The sequence below is a fragment of the Coprococcus sp. AF99-45 genome (assembly GCF_027663865.1).
GTDB classification, from domain to species: domain Bacteria; phylum Bacillota; class Clostridia; order Lachnospirales; family Lachnospiraceae; genus Allocoprococcus; species Allocoprococcus comes.
In genome coordinates, this window is record NZ_JAQDGZ010000006.1 from 56,130 (window position 1) to 77,518 (window position 21,389).

Genomic DNA, 21,389 nt, shown 5'->3' on the forward strand with positions numbered 1-21,389 from the left:
GAAACCCCACACAAATTGTCATTTACTTCGATGGAAGGAAATCCCTTACTTTTTTATAATGACTTTATCAAATAAAAAAGAAGGGCAGGTCATAAAAACCATGGCATTACTTGACGTAAAGAACGTAAAAAAGATATACACAACCCGTTTCGGAGGAAATCAGGTAGAGGCGCTGCATAACGTCAGCTTTTCCGTAGAAGCAGGCGAATATGTAGCAATTATGGGAGAAAGCGGAAGTGGCAAAACTACACTTCTGAATATCCTGGCGGCACTTGATAAGCCGACCGGTGGAAAGGTCTACTTAAAAGGGAATGATCTTGGCAAGATCCGGGAAAAAGAGATGGCAGCATTCCGGCGGCAGAATCTTGGATTCGTCTTTCAGGATTTCAACCTTTTGGATACACTGACCCTGAAGGATAATATTTTCCTTCCGCTGGTCCTGTCTGGAAAGAAATACAAGGAAATGGAGAGCCGGATCGCGCCGATCGCAGAGCAGCTGGGGATCAGTAAGCTTCTGAACAAATATCCATATGAAGTATCCGGTGGGCAGAAGCAGAGAGCAGCCGTTGCACGTGCTCTAATCACACAACCGCAGCTGATCCTTGCCGATGAACCGACCGGTGCGCTGGATTCCAGATCGACGGATGAACTTCTGGGACTCTTTAATGCGATCAACGATAACGGGCAGACGATTGTCATGGTAACGCACAGTGTCAAAGCAGCGAGCACGGCAAAGAGAGTCCTCTTTATCAAGGATGGGGAAGTTTTCCATCAGCTTTACCGTGGCAATCTGACCAGTGACGAGATGTACCAGAAGATCACCGATACCTTGACGGTTCTCACAACAGGAGGTGAGCACCGTGAATAGATCGATTTACACAAAGCTTGCCATTTCCAATCTGAAAAATAACCGGAAGTCATATATTCCCTATGTATTGACGGCCATTTTAACGGTGATGATGTATTATATGATGGCAAATCTGGCGGCAAATTCGCCAATGAACCAGGAAGCATTACAGATTATTTTAAGTCTGAGTGTTCATGTAATTGAAATATTTGCACTGATCTTTCTATTTTATACCAACAGTTTTCTGATCAAAAGAAGGAAAAGAGAAATCGGAGTGTATCACATTCTCGGAATGGGGAAACCGCAGCTTGCGAAAATGCTGGTGATCGAGACGGTTGTAACCGGTGCGGTCAGTATTCTGGGTGGAATCTTTTTCGGAACTGCGCTTGCAAAGCTGATGTATGCACTTCTGAAAAGAATGATTCATTATGACGATAAACTGGCATTTCGGATGTCATGGGAGATTGCCGGAAATACCGTTCTCTTTTTCACGCTGATCTTTGCATTGACTCTGATCTATAATCTTTTGCAGATCCGGCTTGCCAATCCAATCGATCTTCTGCATGCGGGAAGTCAGGGCGAGCGCGAGCCGAAAACCAAATGGTTTCTGACTATGGCTGGAATCATTTTTCTTGGAATCGGTTATTACATTGCGATTACGACAAAAGAACCACTTAAGGCGCTTCAACTTTTCTTTGTCGCAGTAATCTGTGTCATTATCGGAACCTATGCGCTTTTTACAGCAGGAAGTATTGCTTTTTTAAAGCTGCTTCGGAAAAACAAAAATTTCTATTATAAAACAAAGCATTTTATATCCGTATCCGGCATGCTTTACCGGATGAAGCAGAATGCAGTCGGGCTGTCAAATATCTGTGTGCTCAGTACTATGGTTCTGGTGATCATTTCGTCTACCGTATCTTTGTACATTGGAAAGGAGGATGTCTTAAGAACAAGGTATCCGCAGGAAGTATATATCACAAATTCGGTATCTGATGATGTGGAAAATCAGAAGCTGCATGACATGGTGGAAAAGATCTGCCGGGATAATCAGGTAGAGATCACAGATGAGAAGAGCTGGCATATGGCAGAGCTTGTTAAGATAAAAAACGGAGAAGAATATACTTCTGCTATGATAAAGGATAATTCGTCATCTGATTTAGTGTTTTTTGATGTGATTAGGTTGGCAGATTATAATCAGCTGACCGGCGAAAGGATGGAGCTTGGGGATAAGGAAGCTATTCTTTTTACAAATGGGGAAAATTACGGAAAGGATACGATCAGGATTGATGAGGAAACATGGATGGTTAAGAAGGAACTGGATACTGCACCTTTTGGAAAGAAGAGTGATTCTAATACAGAAAATGTATATTATATGATCGTCAGCGATGAAAAAGAGTTTATGGAAGACTATCTGAAAAAATACCAGCTCGAGACAGAGGACAAACCGGTAAAATGGATAGAGTCATTCAATTTAAGGGGCAGAGAAGAGCAGAAGCTGAAAGCTGTCAAAGAGTTGAAAGCACAGGCAGAAAGTGAATTTGAAAATACTGGTGTACAGGGAAGATATCTTGAAAAAGAGACTTTCTTTGGCCTGTATGGCGGTGTGTTTTTTATTGGGATGTATCTTGGAAGCCTGTTCCTGATGGCAACGGTGCTGATCATTTATTACAAACAGATTTCTGAAGGCTTTGATGACAGAGAACGTTATCAGATCATGCAGAAGATAGGAATGAGCAAACGCGAGGTCAAAAGCTCGATCCGCAGCCAGATCTTGATGGTATTCTTCCTGCCGCTTGCGATGGCAATCATCCATATTGCAGTTGCATTTCCGGTGATCACAAAGCTTTTAGCCATATTTTATCTGAAAAATACAAAGCTGTTCTTCGGATGCACTGCCGGTACAGTGGGAATTTTTGCAGTCTTTTATGTGATCATATTTGTGATAACAGCAAAAGAATATTATAAAATCGTTGAATAGAAGAAAAAGACAAAAAGGTGACGAAAGTCATCTTTTTGTCGTATACAGAGGTATTTCTTGCTAAGAACGACCGTTCTGTAGTAGAATACAGATAGACTAATTGAAAAGGATTGCGAGAGTGCAAAGCACGTAGCAATCTGGTATCAAAGGGGTCAAAATACCTTTTGGCCTCAACATCATTGAAAAGATAAAATTACAGAAAGCAAGGGACGTATAAATGATAGAAAAAGGGCTGGTATATGGAAGATTTCAGATTCTGCATCTCAAACATGTGGAATATATTCTGGCGGCAAAGATGCGCTGCAAAAGGCTTTATATAGGAATCACTATGTCGGATGATCTGCACGTATCAGGGGGTGAGGAAGATAATTACCGGGTAAGACGGAGCGCTAATCCTCTGACTTATATTGAGCGTTATGAGATGCTTCGTGATACGTTGCTCAGTTTCGGAGTGCCGAGAGAAGAGTTTGAGATCATCCCATTTCCGATTGACAGAGTGGAATATCTGGGGCAGTATCTGCCGGAGGGTGCGGTCTGCTTTATGAGTATCTGTGATGAATGGACTGCGAACAATGAGAAGCGTTTTGAGAAGCTTGGAATTCCGGTGGAAGTCCTCTGGAGAAGGACCAAAGAGGAAAAAGGGGTATCAGGTTCCCAGATCCGGCAGAGGATCCTGGCAGATGAAAAGTGGGATGATCTGGTGCCAAAGACCGTTTTTGATTATGTTCTTTCGCACGGAATTGACGACAGAATCAAGTTTTCAAAATAAAGGAGAAGCTGAAAATGCAGGATTGGGAAAGATTTGGAGAAGAGATCAGACGAACCGTGCAGGATGCTGTAGACTCGCAGGATTACCGGAAGCTGAACCAGACGATCACAGATACGATCAACCGGGCAGTGAACGGTGCGGTAAATGGCGCGGAACAGGGCATGCGTTCTTTTGGAAATGCGTTTGATCAGGCAACGAGAAATATGGGAAGAGGTCCGGGAGGACCGCGTGGAAGATATGGACAGATGGGCGGGACTGACAGATGGGGAAGAACGCCTGGAGGAGGTGTACCTCCGTTTGGAACTTACAGGTGGAGCGGAACGGATGGAAATGGAAGAGCATGGAATCCGGATATGCAGGACTATAAGTCGGAATCACAGGGCAGCAGCCGGTATGGATACAGCAATGCACAGCAGTCACCTGTCTTGTATGGATCGACGACGGGAACAAAGGCAGGCGGAATTGTCATGATCGCAGTAGGCGGAAGCATAGCACTTATATTTCTGATTCTGTTCCTTGCATCTTGTATTGCTTCTTTGCCGGAAAGTCCGGGGGCTTTATGGATCATGCGAGCGGTATTTGGACTGTTTACGGCAGCAAGTGGCATGATCACAGGATGGGGCATTAAGCTTCTGAAACAGGTTGGAAGATTCAAGAACTACAGCCGCAGGATTGCAGGCAGAGAGTATTGCAATATTTCGGAGATCGGAAGCAATTCCGGAAAATCCATAAAATTTGTGACAAAGGATCTGGAAAGAATGATTTCTAAAGGCTGGTTCCGTCAGGGGCACATGGATGGTGAGAAGAAATGCCTGATCTTGTCAAACCGTGCTTATGAAGAATATTTACAGATCGAAACCCGCAGACAGCAGTCGAAAGCGGAAGAGCCGGTAAAGAAAGAAGAGAAGACACAGGAAAATACAAAAGAAAAAGAAGCAAAGAATGAAAAGCTGGCACCGGAGGTGCAGAAGATCATTGACCAGGGGGATGCTTTTATCAGAAAGATCCACGAGTGTAATGAAGCCATTCCGGGAGAAGAGATTTCCGCAAAAATCAGCCGGATGGAGATGCTGGTAGACCGGATCTTCGACCGGGTGGAAGAAAATCCACAGTCAGTTTCGGATATCCGTAAGCTGATGGAATATTATCTTCCGACGACGATCAAGCTTCTGGAAGCATATGAACAGCTTGACAGACAGCCGGTTGATGGAGAAAATATCCAGACTGCAAAACGTGAGATTGAGGCAACGCTCGATACTTTAAATACGGCGTTTGAGAAGCTTTTGGATGACCTGTTTCAGGATACCATGTGGGATGTCTCATCGGATATTTCCGTATTGAATACCATGCTTGCACAGGAAGGGCTGAAAGAGGACGGAATGAAAAAATAAAGTCGCAGGAGGAAGAAGAGTATGAACGATTTTGAAGAATTTAATGTGACACCGGAGCTGACGCTGGATCCGTTCCAGGAAGAAAAAAAAGAGACTCCGCAGATTTATCAGGAGGCAGAACCGGAAACACCGGAGATTGTCCTGACACCGGAAGAAAAGAATATGGTCAGTGCATTTGCAGAAAAAATTGATCTCGCCAATTCGAACATGATTCTTCAGTACGGAGCCGGAACCCAGAAGAAGATCGCAGATTTTTCAGAAAAAGCACTGGAAAATGTAAAAACAAAAGATCTTGGAGAGGTTGGCACACTGTTAAGTGATGTGGTGACAGAACTGAAAGGATTTGATGAGGAAGAGGAAAAAGGATTCCTCGGAATCTTCAAAAAAGGCGGAAACAAGATCCAGGCAATGAAAGCCAAATATGCAAAAGCAGAAACCAATGTAAACAATATTGTCAAAGCACTGGAATCTCACGAAGTGCAGCTTATGAAAGACATTGCGCTTCTGGACAAGATGTATGAAGTGAACCTGACATATTATAAAGAATTGGCCATGTATGTGCTTGCCGGAAAGCAGAAGCTTGCCGAGACAAGAAACGGCGAGCTACAGGAACTGAAGAATAAAGCGATGGCAAGTGGACTTGCCGAGGATGCACAGGCAGCAAAAGATCTGGATTCCAGATGTGAACGTTTTGAGAAAAAGCTGCATGATCTGGAACTGACCAAGACAATCGCCATGCAGACCGCACCACAGATCCGTCTGGTACAGGGAAACGACACAATGATGGCAGAAAAAATCCAGTCTACACTCGTCAATACGATCCCACTCTGGAAAAGCCAGATGGTACTCGCCCTTGGTGTAGAACATTCCGCACAGGCAGCCGCAGCCCAGAGAGAGGTCAACGATATGACCAATGAACTCCTGCGCAAGAACGCAGAAAAGCTGAAGATTGCTACTGTAGAGACTGCCAAAGAATCCGAGCGTGGAATCGTAGATATTGAAACCTTAAAAGCAACCAATGAATCGCTGATTGCAACCTTCGATGAAGTTATGCAGATTCAACAGGAAGGCCGCCAGAAACGTCAGCAGGCAGAGGTGGAAATGCAGCGCATCGAAGCTGAACTGAAAGCGAAGCTGTTACAGGTTCAGGGGTAAGCGTTTGGTGGATGACATACAGGCCGGAACAAGTAGATTCTGTTTTTTTATGAGGAGAAAGCGGCGAAGAGTCCGTAGGTAAAAAGGTAGCCGGTAATTTTGGATACCGGACTGATTCGCTGAATAATCTTGATGATTATTCGGCTCAGCAGTCCTCTGGATTTCGTGTATGAAACACGAAACCAGATCCAAATTATCGGCTGCCTTTTTACAACAAACTCTAATCGCCGCTTTCTAACATAAAAAAACAGAATCTACTTGTCCCTGCCTTGCTGTATTCCACGGGGGGACGCCTGGAGGCTGCCCCCGGTATGGGGCGAGTGGAGGAGATGACAGGCGGTAGGAATAATAGGATACTTGGTGAGGAGCTTCTTAAAATTAAAAGTTTGCCAGCGCACAGACATAAAGAGCTCCGTTTTCTGTGATTAGAAACGGTGCTAGAGTCCGTTAGAAAAAATGCACCAGTAATTCGGATCTGGTTTCGTGCTACAAGCACGAAATCCAGAGGGCTGCTGAGTGGAATAATCATCAGGATTATTCCGCGAATCAGCCCGGTATCCAAATTACTGGTGCATTTTTTCTCTACGGACTCTTCACCATTTCTACCCACAGAAAACGGAGTCCTTTATGTTGTCCCTTTTGTACAGTTATTCAATAACAGTTCCGGTTTTACCCTTCAGAGCATCTTTCAGAGTATCAAAAGAAGTAATCAGAGCACTTCTTCCCTCTTTCTTTTCTATGAATCCTACGGATGCCTGGAATTTTGGAAGCATGTTGTAGATTCCAAAGTGTCCTTCATCCATGTACTGTTTAGCCTGTTCTACGGAGATAGTATCGAGTTCTTCTTCATCTTCTTTTCCGTGGTTTAAGCATACCTTTTCCACACTGGTCAGGATGATGAGTTCATCAGCATCAATCTGTTCAGCAAGCTTGCCGGCAGTAAGATCTTTTTCGATGACTCCGCTGGCACCTTTAAGATGATTGTTCTGCTGGAGTACCGGGATTCCGCCACCACCGCAGGCGATTACAATATGTCCTGCATCGGTAAGGGTGCGGATGGCATCAACTTCTACGATATCAACCGGGTTTGGAGAAGCAACGACACGGCGGAAGCCCTGACCAGGAACTTCTACTACATAATTGCCTTTTTTACGTTCAGCGGCAGCGTCTTCTGCGTTCATGATACGTCCGACAATCTTGGTTGGTGTATAGAATGCTTCGTCATATGGATCAACAGTTACCTGTGTGATAACGGTGCATACGCTGCGATAGATGCCGCGTCCGATCAGTTCTTCGCGAATCGCATTCTGCAGGTCGTATCCGATGTAACCCTGCGACATAGCAGAGCAGACTGACATCGGAGAAGCGGTATAATCTGGATGATTGGTGCTGAATTCGTTCATAGCAGTATGGATCATACCAACCTGAGGTCCATTACTGTGTGTGATTACTACCTGGTATCCTTCTTCAACAAGATCTGCAATGGAAACTGCAGTTTTTTTAACGGCAACCTTCTGCTCTGGAAGTGTGGTTCCGAGTGCGCGGTGTCCTAATGCAACAACAACTTTTTTCTTCATATTACATCCCTCTGTTTCTCAGAATTTGAATTGTCTGCGTATGAAAAACATATAACGCAGACAACAGCGATAAAAAATATATAAAAATTATAGTATTTTTTTATGGAAATTGCAATCATTAGTTGGCAAAAATGCACAGTATAAAAAGGAATTATTGGTGGGCAGAAGCTAAATGGCACAAGGACGGGGATTTTTAGAAAACATGCTGACAACAAGGGGAGATGTTCATATAATATAATAAGAAGTCCGATGGATGGTGCAGTATGAAAGAGGAACGGATTCGATTTTGCGGATTAAAAGAGCGTGAGGTCATCAACATATGTGACTGCAAGCGGCTCGGGTTTGTTGCAGATCTGCAGATCAATATCTGTTCAGGGTGTGTGGAAGCGTTGATCGTACCGGGACCGGGAAGAATCTGTGGATTTCTTGGGTATGATGCGGAGTATATTATTCCGTTTGAGTGTATTCGCAGGATTGGAGAGGATATTATTCTTGTGGAAATTAAAGAGGACAAATGTCTGAAGCCGTGTAAATAAGAATAGTAAAAGAGGAAGAAGAGTACAGACTGCTCAGTGAAATAAATGAGAACAAGTAAAAAGACAAAGGAGAGAAGAAAAATGACAGCATTTTTTAAAGAAATCGAGCCATTCCGGGGAAACGGAAACGAAAATGAAAAGGGACAGACGCTGGAAGAATTTCTGGAAGAGTATGATCCTTATAAATATAAGAACCCTTGTGTGACAACCGATGCAGTTATATTCTCCTGCAAAAGAAAGGTAGTGGACGGAGAATGGAAAGTTCTGATGGTTAAAAGGCGGAATCATCCGAGCATTGGCTGGTGGGCGCTGCCGGGTGGGTTTATTGAACTTCATGAGAATCTGGAAGATACGGCAAGAAGAGAACTGACCGAGGAGACCGGCGTGGCGGATCTTCCGATGGAGCAGTTTGCAGTCTATGGGAATGTGGGCCGTGATCCAAGGGCACGGATTATCACGTCAGCGTATCTTTCGGTTGTGGATGAAGGACAGGTAAAGGTGCAGGCTGGTGACGATGCGGCGGATGCAAAGTGGATGCAGCTTCATTGTCAGACAGAATCGGTGAAGGAGGATGGAGATTGGAAGAGAACCATTTATCGACTGGCATTGGAAAATAAAGAAGCAGAGCTTACAATTTCGGCGATCGTTGAAAAAAAGGAAAGAAGTGGACTGGTAAGAGAGACTTATTATAAGGTAAAAGAATCGGAGCAGATTGCCTGTGACCATGCGGCGCTGATCGTACAGGCATGGAAGCTGGTGGAGAGCCGGCTTATATAGCCTTTTGATAAAGTGTGAATTTGTTGACAACCTTGTATACAGGATTTATACTATAGACATTAAAAATGTGCGTGATTCGGCAGTAGAATCAATCAAGAACCAGGCAGGAGGAAAAAAGATGAGGTGCCCATATTGTGGTAACATTGATACAAGAGTCATCGACTCAAGACCGGCAGATGACGGAACGACGATCAGAAGGAGAAGATCCTGTGATGCGTGCAACAAGCGTTTTACAACCTATGAGAAGGTGGAGACCATACCGCTGATCGTGATCAAGAAGGACAACAACCGGGAGCAGTATGACCGTACTAAGCTGGAAGGCGGAGTACTCCGGGCGTGCTATAAACGTCCGGTATCGGCAGCAGATATTCAGGCAACGATCGACTCGATCGAGACAGCGATTTTCAGCCGGGAAGAGAAAGAAATTCCGAGCAGCCAGATCGGTGAGATTGTTATGGAAAGCCTGAAAAAGCTGGATCCGGTTGCTTATGTACGTTTTGCATCGGTATACAGGGAATTTAAAGACGTGAATACCTTCATGGATGAACTGAAGAAAATATTAGAATAAAAGGGGAAAGACAAATGGAACGGAAAAAGACAGTATTGCTCTGCGTGACCGGCGGTATTGCGGCGTACAAGATTGCAACACTGGCAAGTATGCTGGTAAAGACAGGATACGATGTGAAAGTTGTGATGACACAGAATGCAACGAATTTTATCAATCCGCTGGTATTTGAGACGCTGACACAGCATAAGTGCCTGATCGATACATTTGACCGCAATTTTGAGTACAGTGTGGAACATGTGACACTGGCAAAATGGGCAGATATTGTGATGATCGCACCGGCTACAGCGAATGTGATCGGCAAACTGGCACACGGGATTGCAGATGATATGCTGACTACGACTGTGATGGCATGTGCCGAATGTAAGAAGATCCTCGCACCGGCGATGAACACAAGAATGTATGAGAATCCGGTCGTACAGGATAATTTAAAACTTCTGGAGCATTATGGATATGAAGTGATCCAGCCGGCAAGCGGACATCTGGCATGCGGAGATAACGGAGCCGGGAAAATGCCGGAAGCGGAGACTTTGTATGAATATATTTACCGGGATACTGCTTATGAGAAAGATCTGACCGGAAAGAAAATTCTTGTCACAGCAGGACCGACAAGAGAAGCAATCGACCCGGTGCGCTACATTACGAATCACTCATCCGGTAAGATGGGATATGCTCTTGCACGCGTTGCTGCGGCAAGAGGAGCGGATGTTACGCTTGTCACCGGACCGACAGAGATCAAAAAGCCGATGTTTGTGAAGATCGTTCCGGTCACGACCGCAAAGGAAATGTTCGAGGCGGTAAAGGAAGAAGCGGCAGATGCAGACATTGTGTGTAAGGCAGCAGCGGTTGCAGATTACCGGCCAAAGCATATTGCGGATGAAAAGGTGAAAAAATCAGACAGCGAGATGAGTCTGGAGCTGGAAAAGACGGACGATATTCTGAAATATCTCGGAGAACACAGAAAAGACGGACAGTTTCTGTGCGGATTTTCAATGGAAACCGAGAATATGGTTGAAAATTCCAGAAAGAAGCTTGAAAAGAAGAAGCTGGATATGATCGCGGCAAATAATCTTAAAGTTGCCGGAGCAGGATTTCAGGGTGATACAAATCAGATGACACTGATCACGAAGGAAGATGAGACTGCACTTCCACTGATCAGCAAGGAAGAGACAGCAGCTTGTATTCTGGACAAGATTCTGGAGTGCATGAATAAATAAAAAGCCAAAATGTATTGTATCTCGTAAAGAGAATAGTAACAGGAGGAAAAGAAAAATGAATCAAGGCAATGAACGTACTACATCCATGTCCAAAACAAAGGGACTCGTACAGATGGCAATCTTTGCAGCACTTATTGTAGTGCTGGCATTCACTCCGTTTATCGGATATATCCCATTGGGATTTACAAGGGCGACGATCATCCATATCCCGGTGATCATGGGCTCTCTGATGCTCGGACCGAAGAAGGGCGCAGCGCTTGGAGGCGTGTTTGGCCTTACAAGTTTTATCAATAATACGATAAATCCGACATTGACATCATTCGTATTTACCCCATTTTACAGTTTGGGTGAATACAGTGGAGGGATCGGAAGTCTGATCATCTGTTTTGTGCCACGTATTTTGATCGGTGTAGTACCGTTTTATGTTTACCGTCTGGTTAAGAAGCTTTCAAAGAACAATGGAGTATCTTCTGTTGGACTGATTGTGGCAGGACTTTCCGGAGCACTGACCAATACGCTTCTTGTCATGAATCTTATTTTTGTATTTTTCAGAAATGATTATGCGGCAGCCAATGGTATTACCGTAAAGGCGGTATATGGATTTATTCTGAGCATTATCGGAATCAATGGGATTCCGGAGGCGATCGTAGCGGCGGTGATCACGCTGGTACTTGGGAAAACACTGATGAAAAAAGGGGTACAAGAAAGATTAGGAGTGTAAAAAATGATACTTGCGATTGATATAGGAAATACAAATATTGTACTTGGATGTGTGGATGACAACAAAACCTATTTTATCGAAAGACTTTCCACGATCAAGACAAAGATGGAACTGGAATATGCGATTGATATTAAGATGGTTCTGGATATTCACGGAATCAAACCGGAGAAGCTGGAAGGAGCGATCATCAGCTCGGTAGTTCCGCAGATTACATATGTCGTAAAAGAGGCGGCAGAAAAGATTCTGAAAAAAGAGACACTGGTCATCGGACCTGGCGTGAAGAACGGACTCAATATCCTGATGGATAATCCGGCACAGCTCGGAAGTGATCTGGTGGCAAATGCAGTTGCCGGAATTGCAGAATACAAAGCACCGATGATGATTTTCGATCTGGGAACGGCGACAACAGTCAGTGTGATCGATGAAAAGAAAAATTATATCGGAGGCATGATCTATCCGGGAGTGAATATTTCACTGAACGCCCTGACGGAAAATGCATCACAGCTTCAGGGAATCGGTCTGGAAGCACCGAAGCGGATTGTCGGAAAGAATACGATCGAATGTATGAAGAGTGGTGTTCTCTATTCAAGTGCAGCGGCGATCGATGGAATTATTGACCGGATTGAGGAAGCGATTGGACAGCCGATGACTGCAATCGCAACAGGTGGACTTTCCAAGAAGATTGTTCCGTACTGCAAGAGAGAGGTCATACTGGATGACGATCTGCTCCTGAAAGGACTCCTGATCATTTACCGGAAAAACAGATAACAGAAAGGTGATAGGGACGAGGACTTATAAAGTTTTCGCCCCTTTTATAAAAGGATGAATACTTACCGGATAACAGTTGCCTATGATGGAACGGCGTATTGTGGATGGCAGAGACAGGAGAATACGGAACTTACTGTACAGGGAATTCTGGAACGGCGGATTTCAGAAATTGCAGGGAAAAAGACGGTGGTCAGTGGTTCAGGAAGAACGGATAGTGGTGTACATGCGTTAGGGCAGGAGTGCAGTCTGTATCTGGAACAAGAAATTGATATGGACAGTTTTAAGAAGCAGTTAAATGCACTTCTCCCGGAAGATATCAGAGTGCTGGATATCAGCAGAGAAAAACGGGATTTTCATGCAAGAAAGAGTGCGGTCGGGAAATGCTATGAGTATCAGATCGATCTGCGTGACAAGATGGAAGTATTTCATCGGAAATACCGGTTTCATTTTCCACATCCGGTCGATATCGCTGCGATGGAAAAAGCAGCAGAGTATCTGATGGGAACCCACGATTTTTCCGCCTTTACGGATTTGAAAGAGGATAAAGATACGGTACGGACGATTTATGCGGTCGGGATCGTGTATGAAAAGGATACACTTACGTTATCGTGGATCGGAGATGGATTTTTATATCATATGGTCCGGATACTTACCGGAACACTTCTGGATGTGGGAGTCGGGAAAATAAAAGCGGAAGAGATACCGGAGATTCTGAAAGCGAAAGACCGGAAGAAATCTGGTTTTCCGGCACCGGCGAAGGGACTGTTTTTAGGCCGTGTTTTTTATACAGAAGCGGAGCTTAAAAAAGCGGTACAGAAGATCAGCGAAAAATAAAAACCAAAGAAATGGAGGAAAGAGAAGAGATGAAGTTTATTTCATGGAATGTAAATGGAATCCGTGCATGTGTGCAGAAAGGATTTGTGGATTTTTTTAAAGAGGCAGATGCGGATATTTTCTGTCTGCAGGAGACAAAGATGCAGGAAGGGCAGCTTGTACTTGATCTGCCGGGATATCACCAGTACTGGAACTCGGCTGTGAAAAAAGGATACTCAGGGACTGCAATTTTTACAAAGAAAGAGCCGTTATCGGTTACTTACGGACTTGGGATAGAAGAACATGATCAGGAAGGACGCGTGATTACACTGGAATTTGAGGATTTTTATTTTATTACCGTGTATACACCGAACTCCCAGAGCGAACTGGCAAGACTTGACTACCGTATGACCTGGGAAGATGCGTTTCTTGCTTATCTTAAGAAGCTGGAAGAGACAAAACCGGTGATCTTCTGTGGAGATTTGAATGTGGCACACAAAGAAATTGATCTGAAGAATCCAAAGACCAACCGGAAGAATGCCGGATTTACAGATGAAGAGCGAGCAAAATTCTCAGCACTTCTGGATGCGGGATTCATTGATACTTACCGCTATTTCTATCCGGATAAAGAAGGAATTTACTCCTGGTGGTCCTACCGGTTTAAGGCAAGAGAAAAAAATGCAGGTTGGCGTATCGATTACTTCTGTACATCAAAAGCACTGGAAAGCAGATTGGAAGATGCGAAGATTCTGACAAATGTATTTGGGTCTGACCATTGTCCGGTGGAACTGGATTTTAAGTAGGGGTGAGATCGATAAGCTGCGACATCAAATTGTAAAAAAATAAACTGATCAGATTCACTTTTGTGCGATGGAATCTGATCAGTTTATTTTTTTGAAATTTTTCGTTCAGGGATAGTGGATGATTCTGTTTGAGGGAATATATAAAATTCTGCCTGCATATAAATATACATGGGTAATTTAGCTTTTGGGATGAGGAGGGACATGTATGGAACGGATTGGAAGTATCTGGACGATGATAGTTCGGTATTTGCTGCTGGTGATGTTTGGTGGAGTGATTGTCTGGGCGTGCAATAGTGCAGGAATATCGGTTTACGCAGATGATGGGGAGACACCGGATGGAGCAGAGCTGATCCGGTTTGATTTTCACAAGTCGGTAAATCAGGAGGTTGGGATCCCGGCAGGAATACCAGGATTTTTCACTTATTTTTATGAAGGAAAAGAATACCATTACGGATTCCGGTTTGACAGAAATGGGACAGGGCCAGAGACAGAAAAGTTTGGTACGGCATATGTCTGGGCACCTTATACGGTTATTTATTATGACGCTGCAGGTGGTGAGATCGAGAATTACGGTACGGCAACAGCAGGCGGAAGAAGGCTGTTTGCGACAAGGGGAAATGGTGAAGAGCTTGAAGCCGGGCAGAATAAAGGAAAGAACAAAAGAAAATTTGCGGCAGATTATACTGTGTATGGGCAGAGCCTTCGGTTAAGTGAAGGATGTATGCCAACGGCAGTGAAAGACGGATATCGATTTGAAGGATGGTATGCGTGGACTGATGCTGGAGTTGTGCAGGAAAAAGAACTGGCAGAGCTTGCAAAACAGGAGCAGTATGGGACACTTGAAGATGAGCTGAATGAGAAATATACGGAGCAGACAAAGCTTCTGGAAAACCGGGAATCCGAAAGATACCCGGCATCCAGTATTACACTTTACGCGAAGTGGGACAAGATCTGGGAGTAGGAGTTAGATATATCCTCCGTCCATACCCAGTATCTGCCCAGTAAGATAGGCAGGGGCATTTGCAAGCTGCCATGCGAGAAGCGCGACTTCTTCTGGTGTCCCGAAACGTCCGGCAGGGATTTCTTCTGCGAGGGCAGCTTTTTCTTCCGCATCCAGAAGATCGTTCATTACGGTATCGATGACACCACAGGCGATCGCATTGACCTGGATATTGCTTGGCGCAAGTTCCTTTGCAAGTGCGCGGGTAAGACCGTTCAGACCGGATTTGGTGGCAGAATAAGCGACTTCACAGGAAGCACCGACAGTTCCCCACATCGAAGAAATATTGATGATACGTCCCGCTTTCTGATGGATCATGTAAGGAAGTGCTGCGCGGCAGCAGTAAAATGCGGAAGAAAGATTAGTGGAAATCATTCGGTTCCATTCTTCAATGCTCATATCCGTCAGAAGTCCCATCCATGCGATTCCGGCATTGTTGATGAGTACGTCAAGACCGGAGCCGGACATTTCAATCTGGTCAAAGATACGTCCGACTTCGGATGGAACACCTACATCTCCTGGGAGGATTTCGCAGGAACCGGAGGTTTCCTTTGTGATAAAATCAGCAGTAGCCTGCAATTCACTGATGGATTTGCTGCAGTTTAAAAATACATGCCATCCCTCTTTTGCAAAGTGGATAGCGCAGGCTTTTCCGATTCCACGGGAAGCGCCGGTGACAAGAATCTGTTTTCTGTTCATTTATAAAAACTCCTTTTGCTATTTATAAGAATTACTTTACAGTTATTTTTTTCTACATAATCAGACAATATTATACACTGATTTTCTTGTGATTTAAAGACGCTGGTGTTATGATAAATATTGAAAAAATGTCATACAGATGCGAGGAGGAAAAACATGGTACAGAAAGCCATTGATTTTGCCACCAAGGTACATGAAGGTCAGTATCGGAAGGGGACCGACAGACCGTATATTGTACATCCGATGGAAGTAGGAAAGATAGTATCCACGATGACACAGGATGAGGAGATCATCAGTGCAGCAATCCTGCATGATACGATCGAGGACTGTGAGGGTGTGGATGCAAATGTGTTAAAAGAGATGTTTTCAGCAAGAGTTGCGGGAATCGTATCACAGGAAAGCGAAGATAAATCCAAGACCTGGATGGAAAGAAAAAGTGCAACCATAGAAAGGCTTAAGACAGCACCAATTGAGGTTCAGATGATCGGACTTGCGGACAAGCTGTCGAATATGCGGGATATTGATCGGGATTATCCTGTATGTGGAGAGAAATTGTGGAACAGATTCCGAATGAAAGACAAAGCAACGATCGGATGGTATTATAAAGGCGTCAGAGAAGCATTACGGGAAGCATTTGCAGAGACGGAAGCATTTGCAGAATACTGTAGTCTGATTGACAAAAATTTTGGATAATAATGAGGTAGAAGAGAGGAAAATCAAAGATGAAGAAGATTTTGATGTTAGGTACAGGTGGGACGATCGCATCCCGTCAGACAAAGGATGGACTGGCACCGGGACTGACACCGGAGGATATTTTATCTTATATTCCGGCTGTAAAAAATGTATGTGAGGTTCAGACAAAGCAGGTGTGTAATCTTGACAGCACGAATGTAACACCGGAACACTGGAAAATGATGGTAAAAGCAGTGGAAGACAATTATGCATATTATGATGGGTTTGTAATCTGCCACGGCACGGATACGCTTGCATATACAGCGGCGGCACTTTCTTATATGATACAGAATTCAGCCAAGCCGATTGTTGTTACAGGAGCGCAGAAGCCAATCAATATGGATGTGACAGATGCGAAGACAAATCTGCTGGACAGCTTTATTTATGCGGCGGATGATGATTCCCAGGGGGTCAACCTTGTATTTGACGGAAAGGTAATTGTCGGAACACGTGCAAAGAAAGAGCATGCAAAGAGTTACAATGCATTTTCGAGTATCAATTTTCCGTATCTTGCAGTTATTCAGGATGGTATCCTGGTCCGGTATATTCCGGAGATCCCGTGCCGCCATGCAGTTAAGTTTTATTATGATATGAAAGACAGTGTATATGTATTAAAGCTGATCCCGGGAATGAAGCCGGATATTCTGTCCTATCTGTTTGAACACTATGACTGTCTGGTAATTGAAAGCTTTGGCGTAGGTGGTATTCCGCAGACGCTTGTTCAGGAATTCTATCAGGAGATGGAAAAATGGTCAGGTAAGGGTAAATTTGTCGTGATGACAACACAGGTTGCCAATGAGGGAAGTAATATGACGGTCTATGAAGTCGGGAAAAAAGTGAAGCAGGATTTCAATATGATCGAAGCCTATGATATGACGCTGGAAGCAGTGATCACAAAGCTGATGTGGCTGATGGGAAGAGAAGAACAGGATATGCAGAAAGCATTCTACACGCAGATCAATCACGATATCCTTTTTACAAAGAGAGGATAAAGCAGGTGCAAATAAAAGAGGAAGGGTTCCGGATGAATGGAACACCTTCCTCTTTTTAAATATTTAATTTTCTCCGGTTAGATTTTTTCAAAGTCGCCGATCATGTCTTTGATCTCTTCCATGTGGCAGTCAGTCTCGCTTACAGTTTGTGCACATTTCAAAAGTTCGGCTTCGATAGCCTCGATATCTTTGTCAGCACCGATTGTTTTTTTGTAACGAAGCTGATGATCTACACTTGCCCAGAAATCCATTCCGATCGTGCGGATCTGGATTTCGGCGCGCATTGGAAATTTTCCCTCTGTAAAGAAAACCGGAATCTCAACGATCATATGATAGCTTCGATAACCGTTTGACTTTGGTGCTTTTATGTAGTCTTTGATCTTAAGAACAGTAATGTCATCCTGTGAAGTGAGCAGGTTGGCAATTGTATAAATGTCACTGATAAACGGGCAGATCACCCGGATTCCGGCGACATCGTCCAAATTCTTGACGATACTATCCTCTGTAAATGGCAGATCACGTCTGCGCAGCTTTTCATAGATGCTGGCAGGACTTTTTACACGGGATTTGATAGATGAGATTGGATTGCGTTTGTTTACTGCAGAAAACTCATCATCCAGGACTTCAAGCTTTGTCTGGATCTCGCGGATCGCACAGCGATACTTCATCATCAGAACATCAAAGTTCTTATTATTATTGATAAAATCAGCCGGACTAATCGCATTTAGCCACTGTGATTCCAGTGCAGTCGGATGCTCAGAAGCCGGAATCAGTTTAAGTTGTGTCTCCATATGATTACTCCTCTTTATTCTGGTTGCTTATATTATTATAGCATATCTGGGGTAAGGTGCATAGCATACAGAGTACGGAAAATGTCTTAAAAATAACAATCTTTTAAATGCTATGGAATCCTTTTCCGATAATCTCGCTGGTGTTGGAAATCAGAATAAAGGAAGAAGGATCATTTGCCTTGATAAAGTTACGGAGTTTGATTGCCTGCTGACGGTTCAGCGCTGTAAAAATAATGTATCTCTGTTCACCGGTAAAGGCTCCGTGTGCTTCACAGATTGTGGCGCCTCGACCGAGTGAGTGGACGATATAATCGCAGATCGGTTCCGGATTACTGCAGACAACGTTGAAATATTTGGAAAGGTTCAGACTTTCAATAAAGCTGTCTACAAGGAAGGAACGGATGATCAGTCCGAAACAGGAATAAAGTCCTGTTTTTACGTCGAAGATAAAGAAACCTGCAACGGTGATCGCAATGTCGGAGCAAACCAGTGCACGTCCGATGTCAACACTTGTAAATTTCTTCAGGATCATGGCAATAATATCTGTACCGCCACTAGAAGATCCGATATTGAAGAGGATTGCAGAACCGAGTGCCGGGAGTGCAATCGCAAACATTACCTCAAGCATAGGCTGATTGGTAAATGGCTGGTTCATTGGAAAGATTCGTTCAAATAAAGAAAGCGCAACAGAAAGCAGGACACTGCAGTAGGCTGTCTTTGCAACGAATTTTTTACCGAGGATCACTGCGCCAAGAATCAGAAGTGACATGTTGGCAACGAATGAAAAGTCGGCAGCAGAAATAAGTCCGGTTTTGGCAATCAGTACGGCAAGACCTGTGATTCCGCCAAATGTGAAGTTGTTTGGAAACTTAAAAAAATAAGTTCCTACTGCGATCAGCAGAGTTGCTCCGCTCATTGCAATAAAATTTTCGATTTTTTCTCTCATTTTATATTCCCCGATTGATTCATAAAGTTTTAGAAAACGGATGAAATACTGAAAAAATATCACCCGATTTCCGTTGGTATTGTAACGCCGAAAATGTATGAAGTCAACCGTTTTAGAGCATTTTCGTAATGTATACGATGATACGAAAATACGGGGATTTTCGTGCATGATTCAGCGCCCGAAAGGACATACTAAAAGACAAAAAAGGAGGATGGATTATGGAACAATATATACCGGTTACAGATATTATTGCGCGGGAAATTCTGGACTCACGCGGAAACCCGACTGTAGAAGTAGAGGTACTTGCAGGGAGTCATTTTACAGGAAGGGCGATGGTTCCTTCCGGGGCATCGACAGGAAAATATGAAGCAATTGAGTTAAGAGACGGGAAACACCGCTATCAGGGACTTGGTGTCAGACGCGCCGTGGAGCATGTGAATGACCGGATCATCCGGGAAATTCTGGGAATGAACGTGCTGGAGCAGGCGAAGCTCGACCGGATGCTTCTGGAGCTTGACGGGACAGACAATAAGATCAATCTGGGAGCAAATGCAATGCTTGGAGTGTCTCTTGCAGCAGCAAGGGCAGCAGCAGATGCGCTGGAGATTCCGTTGTATCAGTATCTTGGCGGTGTAAATGCAAAGCAGATGCCGGTTCCGATGATGAATATCCTAAATGGGGGACGGCATGCGGATAATTCCATTGATCTCCAGGAATTTATGATCATGCCGGTCGGAGCAGTCTGCTTTGAAGAAGGACTTCAGATGTGTGCCGAGATCTATAAGATGCTTCGGGCGATTCTGGAAAAGTACGATTATCCGACCGCAGTCGGGGATGAAGGTGGATTTGCACCCAATCTGCCGGATGCGAAAGAAGCACTACACATGATCATGCGTGCGATTGAAAAGGCAGGTTATAAACCGAAAGAGCAGATCGTGATCGCACTGGATGCTGCGGCGAGTGAGCTGTATGATAAAGAGAGAAAAGAGTATGTATTTCCGGGAGAGGCGAAGATGCACGGACATCGTGTGGCGCGATCGACGGAAGAGATGATTGATTACTATGAGGAGCTTGCAGGAGAATTTCCAATTATTTCCATTGAAGATCCGCTTGATGAAGAAGACTGGGAAGGTTGGGAGCTTCTGACGACGAGACTGGGACTGGATATGCAGCTTGTCGGGGATGACCTGTTTGTGACGAATGTGAAACGGCTGAACGCCGGCATTTTAAAGGAGATCGCAAATGCAATTCTGATCAAGGTGAATCAGATCGGGACTCTGACGGAAGCCATCGATGCGATCCAGATGGCGCAGAAGGCTGGTTATCAGGCAATTGTATCCCACCGGTCAGGAGAGACAGAGGATCCGTTTATTGCAGACCTTGCGGTGGCATTTAACACGGGACAGATCAAAACCGGAGCACCGTGCAGATCAGAACGGATCGCGAAGTATAATCAGCTTTTGAGGATTGAGGAGAAGCTGGGAAATATTGCCAGATATGAGAATCCATTTGTACGATTTTCATAAGATTTCCGGAAAACCCAGCCTTCGGGCAGGAGGTATTGAAAATAAAAGCAGTGCATGATATTATGCAGAGTATAAGAATGGGAAAAGGGATCACTTTCTAAGCGAACAGGGAGTGACCTCTTTTCGTGAGGATATTAAAAGGAGAACTGGAAAATGATCAGAAAAATAAAAGCAGAAGACAAAGAAATCTACATAAAAATGGCGCATGATTTTTACCGGATGCCAGCAGTGGATCATCCGGTTCCGGATTCTTATCTGGAAAAAACATTTGAAGAATGTCTGAAAAGTGATACCTATGCGGAACTGTTTATCCTGGAATGGGAAGGCAAGATCGCAGGCTATGGACTGATCGCCAAGACCTTTTCGCAGGAAGCAGGCGGGATGGTGTACTGGCTGGAAGAACTCTATATATTAGAAGAGTATCGTTCCAAAGGACTTGGAAGTGAGTATTTCAGATATATGGAAGAGCACAAAGAAGAGGGTGTGACAAGATTCCGTCTGGAAGTGGAAAAGGAGAATGAAAGAGCCTGGAAGCTGTATAAGAGACAGGGCTATGACTGGCTGGAGTATGATCAGATGATAAAAGAATTTTGCTAGAAAAATGTCAGAAAAAAGAAGAAGAAGTACTTGAAATGACTTTCTTTAAAAAAATGTAAAAAAATGCTTGCATTTCCGTAAAGATTTGCTATAATAAGTTTGTTCGCTGTTGAGAACCAGAGCGAACAAACAGATGATGCGGATTGGTGTAATGGCAGCACAGCAGACTCTGACTCTGTTAGTAGAGGT

Annotated in this window: 22 protein-coding genes; 18 read left to right on the forward strand and 4 right to left on the reverse strand. The window is 44.1% G+C overall.

Annotated features, from left to right (window positions below; translation table 11 throughout):
• The first annotated feature begins 100 nt into the window (after positions 1–100).
• The 5 genes from PGR14_RS06745 (at position 101) to PGR14_RS06765 (ending at position 6,140) form a co-directional block, all read left to right on the forward strand.
• On the forward strand, positions 101–868 hold the full coding sequence (locus PGR14_RS06745; RefSeq protein ID WP_270223166.1) for an ABC transporter ATP-binding protein: 768 nt from the start codon (positions 101–103) through the stop codon (positions 866–868).
• A complete protein-coding gene (locus PGR14_RS06750) occupies positions 861–2,825 on the forward strand; it encodes an ABC transporter permease (protein WP_270223167.1) in 1,965 nt (654 codons plus the stop codon). The genes PGR14_RS06745 and PGR14_RS06750 overlap by 8 nt, the downstream gene beginning before the upstream one ends.
• 217 nt (positions 2,826–3,042) lie before the next feature.
• A complete protein-coding gene (locus PGR14_RS06755; RefSeq protein WP_055156041.1) occupies positions 3,043–3,594 on the forward strand; it encodes a hypothetical protein in 552 nt (183 codons plus the stop codon).
• A 14-nt stretch (positions 3,595–3,608) separates the two neighbouring features.
• Positions 3,609–4,985, forward strand: coding sequence for a 5-bromo-4-chloroindolyl phosphate hydrolysis family protein (locus tag PGR14_RS06760; RefSeq protein WP_243268450.1), 1,377 nt, complete (start codon positions 3,609–3,611; stop codon positions 4,983–4,985).
• A gap of 21 nt (positions 4,986–5,006) precedes the next feature.
• A complete protein-coding gene (locus PGR14_RS06765; protein ID WP_055262143.1) occupies positions 5,007–6,140 on the forward strand; it encodes a toxic anion resistance protein in 1,134 nt (377 codons plus the stop codon).
• Positions 6,141–6,787: 647 nt separating this feature from the next.
• Here PGR14_RS06765 and arcC read toward each other — a convergent pair.
• Positions 6,788–7,717 (reverse strand): carbamate kinase, encoded by a 930-nt coding sequence (gene arcC, locus PGR14_RS06770; protein ID WP_022220819.1) that lies wholly within the window; start codon positions 7,715–7,717, stop codon positions 6,788–6,790.
• A gap of 278 nt (positions 7,718–7,995) precedes the next feature.
• On the opposite strand from arcC, the gene PGR14_RS06775 reads away from it, so the two are divergent.
• The 9 genes from PGR14_RS06775 to PGR14_RS06815 all read left to right on the forward strand — a co-directional run bounded on the left by PGR14_RS06775 (position 7,996) and on the right by PGR14_RS06815 (position 14,878).
• Positions 7,996–8,253 carry a PRC-barrel domain-containing protein gene (locus tag PGR14_RS06775; protein WP_055156107.1) on the forward strand — a complete coding sequence of 86 codons (258 nt, stop codon included), beginning with the start codon at positions 7,996–7,998 and terminating at the stop codon, positions 8,251–8,253.
• Positions 8,254–8,334: 81 nt separating this feature from the next.
• The gene (locus PGR14_RS06780; RefSeq protein WP_055262166.1) at positions 8,335–9,030 is read left to right on the forward strand and encodes an NUDIX domain-containing protein; all 696 of its coding nucleotides are present in this window, start codon (positions 8,335–8,337) and stop codon (positions 9,028–9,030) included.
• A 118-nt stretch (positions 9,031–9,148) separates the two neighbouring features.
• On the forward strand, positions 9,149–9,598 hold the full coding sequence (gene nrdR / locus PGR14_RS06785) for a transcriptional regulator NrdR (protein WP_055262168.1): 450 nt from the start codon (positions 9,149–9,151) through the stop codon (positions 9,596–9,598).
• A 14-nt stretch (positions 9,599–9,612) separates the two neighbouring features.
• The gene (gene coaBC, locus PGR14_RS06790) at positions 9,613–10,812 is read left to right on the forward strand and encodes a bifunctional phosphopantothenoylcysteine decarboxylase/phosphopantothenate--cysteine ligase CoaBC (RefSeq protein WP_055262145.1); all 1,200 of its coding nucleotides are present in this window, start codon (positions 9,613–9,615) and stop codon (positions 10,810–10,812) included.
• 55 nt (positions 10,813–10,867) lie between these two features.
• A complete protein-coding gene (locus PGR14_RS06795; protein WP_055262147.1) occupies positions 10,868–11,533 on the forward strand; it encodes an ECF transporter S component in 666 nt (221 codons plus the stop codon).
• Positions 11,534–11,536: 3 nt separating this feature from the next.
• Complete coding sequence (locus PGR14_RS06800) at positions 11,537–12,301, forward strand: type III pantothenate kinase (RefSeq protein WP_008371460.1); 765 nt, start codon at positions 11,537–11,539, stop codon at positions 12,299–12,301.
• 54 nt (positions 12,302–12,355) lie between these two features.
• Positions 12,356–13,135, forward strand: coding sequence for a tRNA pseudouridine(38-40) synthase TruA (gene truA / locus PGR14_RS06805; protein ID WP_270223168.1), 780 nt, complete (start codon positions 12,356–12,358; stop codon positions 13,133–13,135).
• Positions 13,136–13,164: 29 nt separating this feature from the next.
• Entirely contained in the window at positions 13,165–13,917 is a 753-nt protein-coding gene (locus PGR14_RS06810) for an exodeoxyribonuclease III (protein WP_055262151.1), read from the forward strand.
• A gap of 205 nt (positions 13,918–14,122) precedes the next feature.
• Positions 14,123–14,878: a hypothetical protein gene (locus PGR14_RS06815; protein WP_022220815.1), complete on the forward strand. Its 756-nt coding sequence runs from the start codon at positions 14,123–14,125 to the stop codon at positions 14,876–14,878.
• A 3-nt stretch (positions 14,879–14,881) separates the two neighbouring features.
• Here PGR14_RS06815 and ymfI read toward each other — a convergent pair whose 3' ends face one another.
• On the reverse strand, positions 14,882–15,616 hold the full coding sequence (gene ymfI / locus PGR14_RS06820) for an elongation factor P 5-aminopentanone reductase (RefSeq protein ID WP_055262155.1): 735 nt from the start codon (positions 15,614–15,616) through the stop codon (positions 14,882–14,884).
• A 156-nt stretch (positions 15,617–15,772) separates the two neighbouring features.
• Here ymfI and PGR14_RS06825 point away from each other — a divergent pair, with 156 nt between their 5' ends.
• Positions 15,773–16,309 (forward strand): HD domain-containing protein, encoded by a 537-nt coding sequence (locus tag PGR14_RS06825; protein WP_055262157.1) that lies wholly within the window; start codon positions 15,773–15,775, stop codon positions 16,307–16,309.
• Positions 16,310–16,338: 29 nt separating this feature from the next.
• Positions 16,339–17,340, forward strand: a complete 1,002-nt coding sequence (locus PGR14_RS06830) for an asparaginase (protein WP_022220814.1) — start codon at positions 16,339–16,341, stop codon at positions 17,338–17,340.
• 77 nt (positions 17,341–17,417) lie between these two features.
• Here the strand turns inward: PGR14_RS06830 and PGR14_RS06835 are convergent, their stop codons facing one another.
• Together PGR14_RS06835 and PGR14_RS06840 are read right to left on the reverse strand one after the other, a co-directional pair.
• Positions 17,418–18,131 (reverse strand): GTP pyrophosphokinase, encoded by a 714-nt coding sequence (locus tag PGR14_RS06835; protein ID WP_242854826.1) that lies wholly within the window; start codon positions 18,129–18,131, stop codon positions 17,418–17,420.
• Positions 18,132–18,234: 103 nt separating this feature from the next.
• On the reverse strand, positions 18,235–19,077 hold the full coding sequence (locus PGR14_RS06840; protein ID WP_055247647.1) for a YitT family protein: 843 nt from the start codon (positions 19,075–19,077) through the stop codon (positions 18,235–18,237).
• A 218-nt stretch (positions 19,078–19,295) separates the two neighbouring features.
• Here PGR14_RS06840 and eno point away from each other — a divergent pair, with 218 nt between their 5' ends.
• On the forward strand, positions 19,296–20,603 hold the full coding sequence (gene eno / locus PGR14_RS06845) for a phosphopyruvate hydratase (protein WP_055156048.1): 1,308 nt from the start codon (positions 19,296–19,298) through the stop codon (positions 20,601–20,603).
• Between the two features lie 153 nt (positions 20,604–20,756).
• On the forward strand, positions 20,757–21,200 hold the full coding sequence (locus tag PGR14_RS06850; protein ID WP_055156049.1) for a GNAT family N-acetyltransferase: 444 nt from the start codon (positions 20,757–20,759) through the stop codon (positions 21,198–21,200).
• Positions 21,201–21,389: the final 189 nt, after the last annotated feature.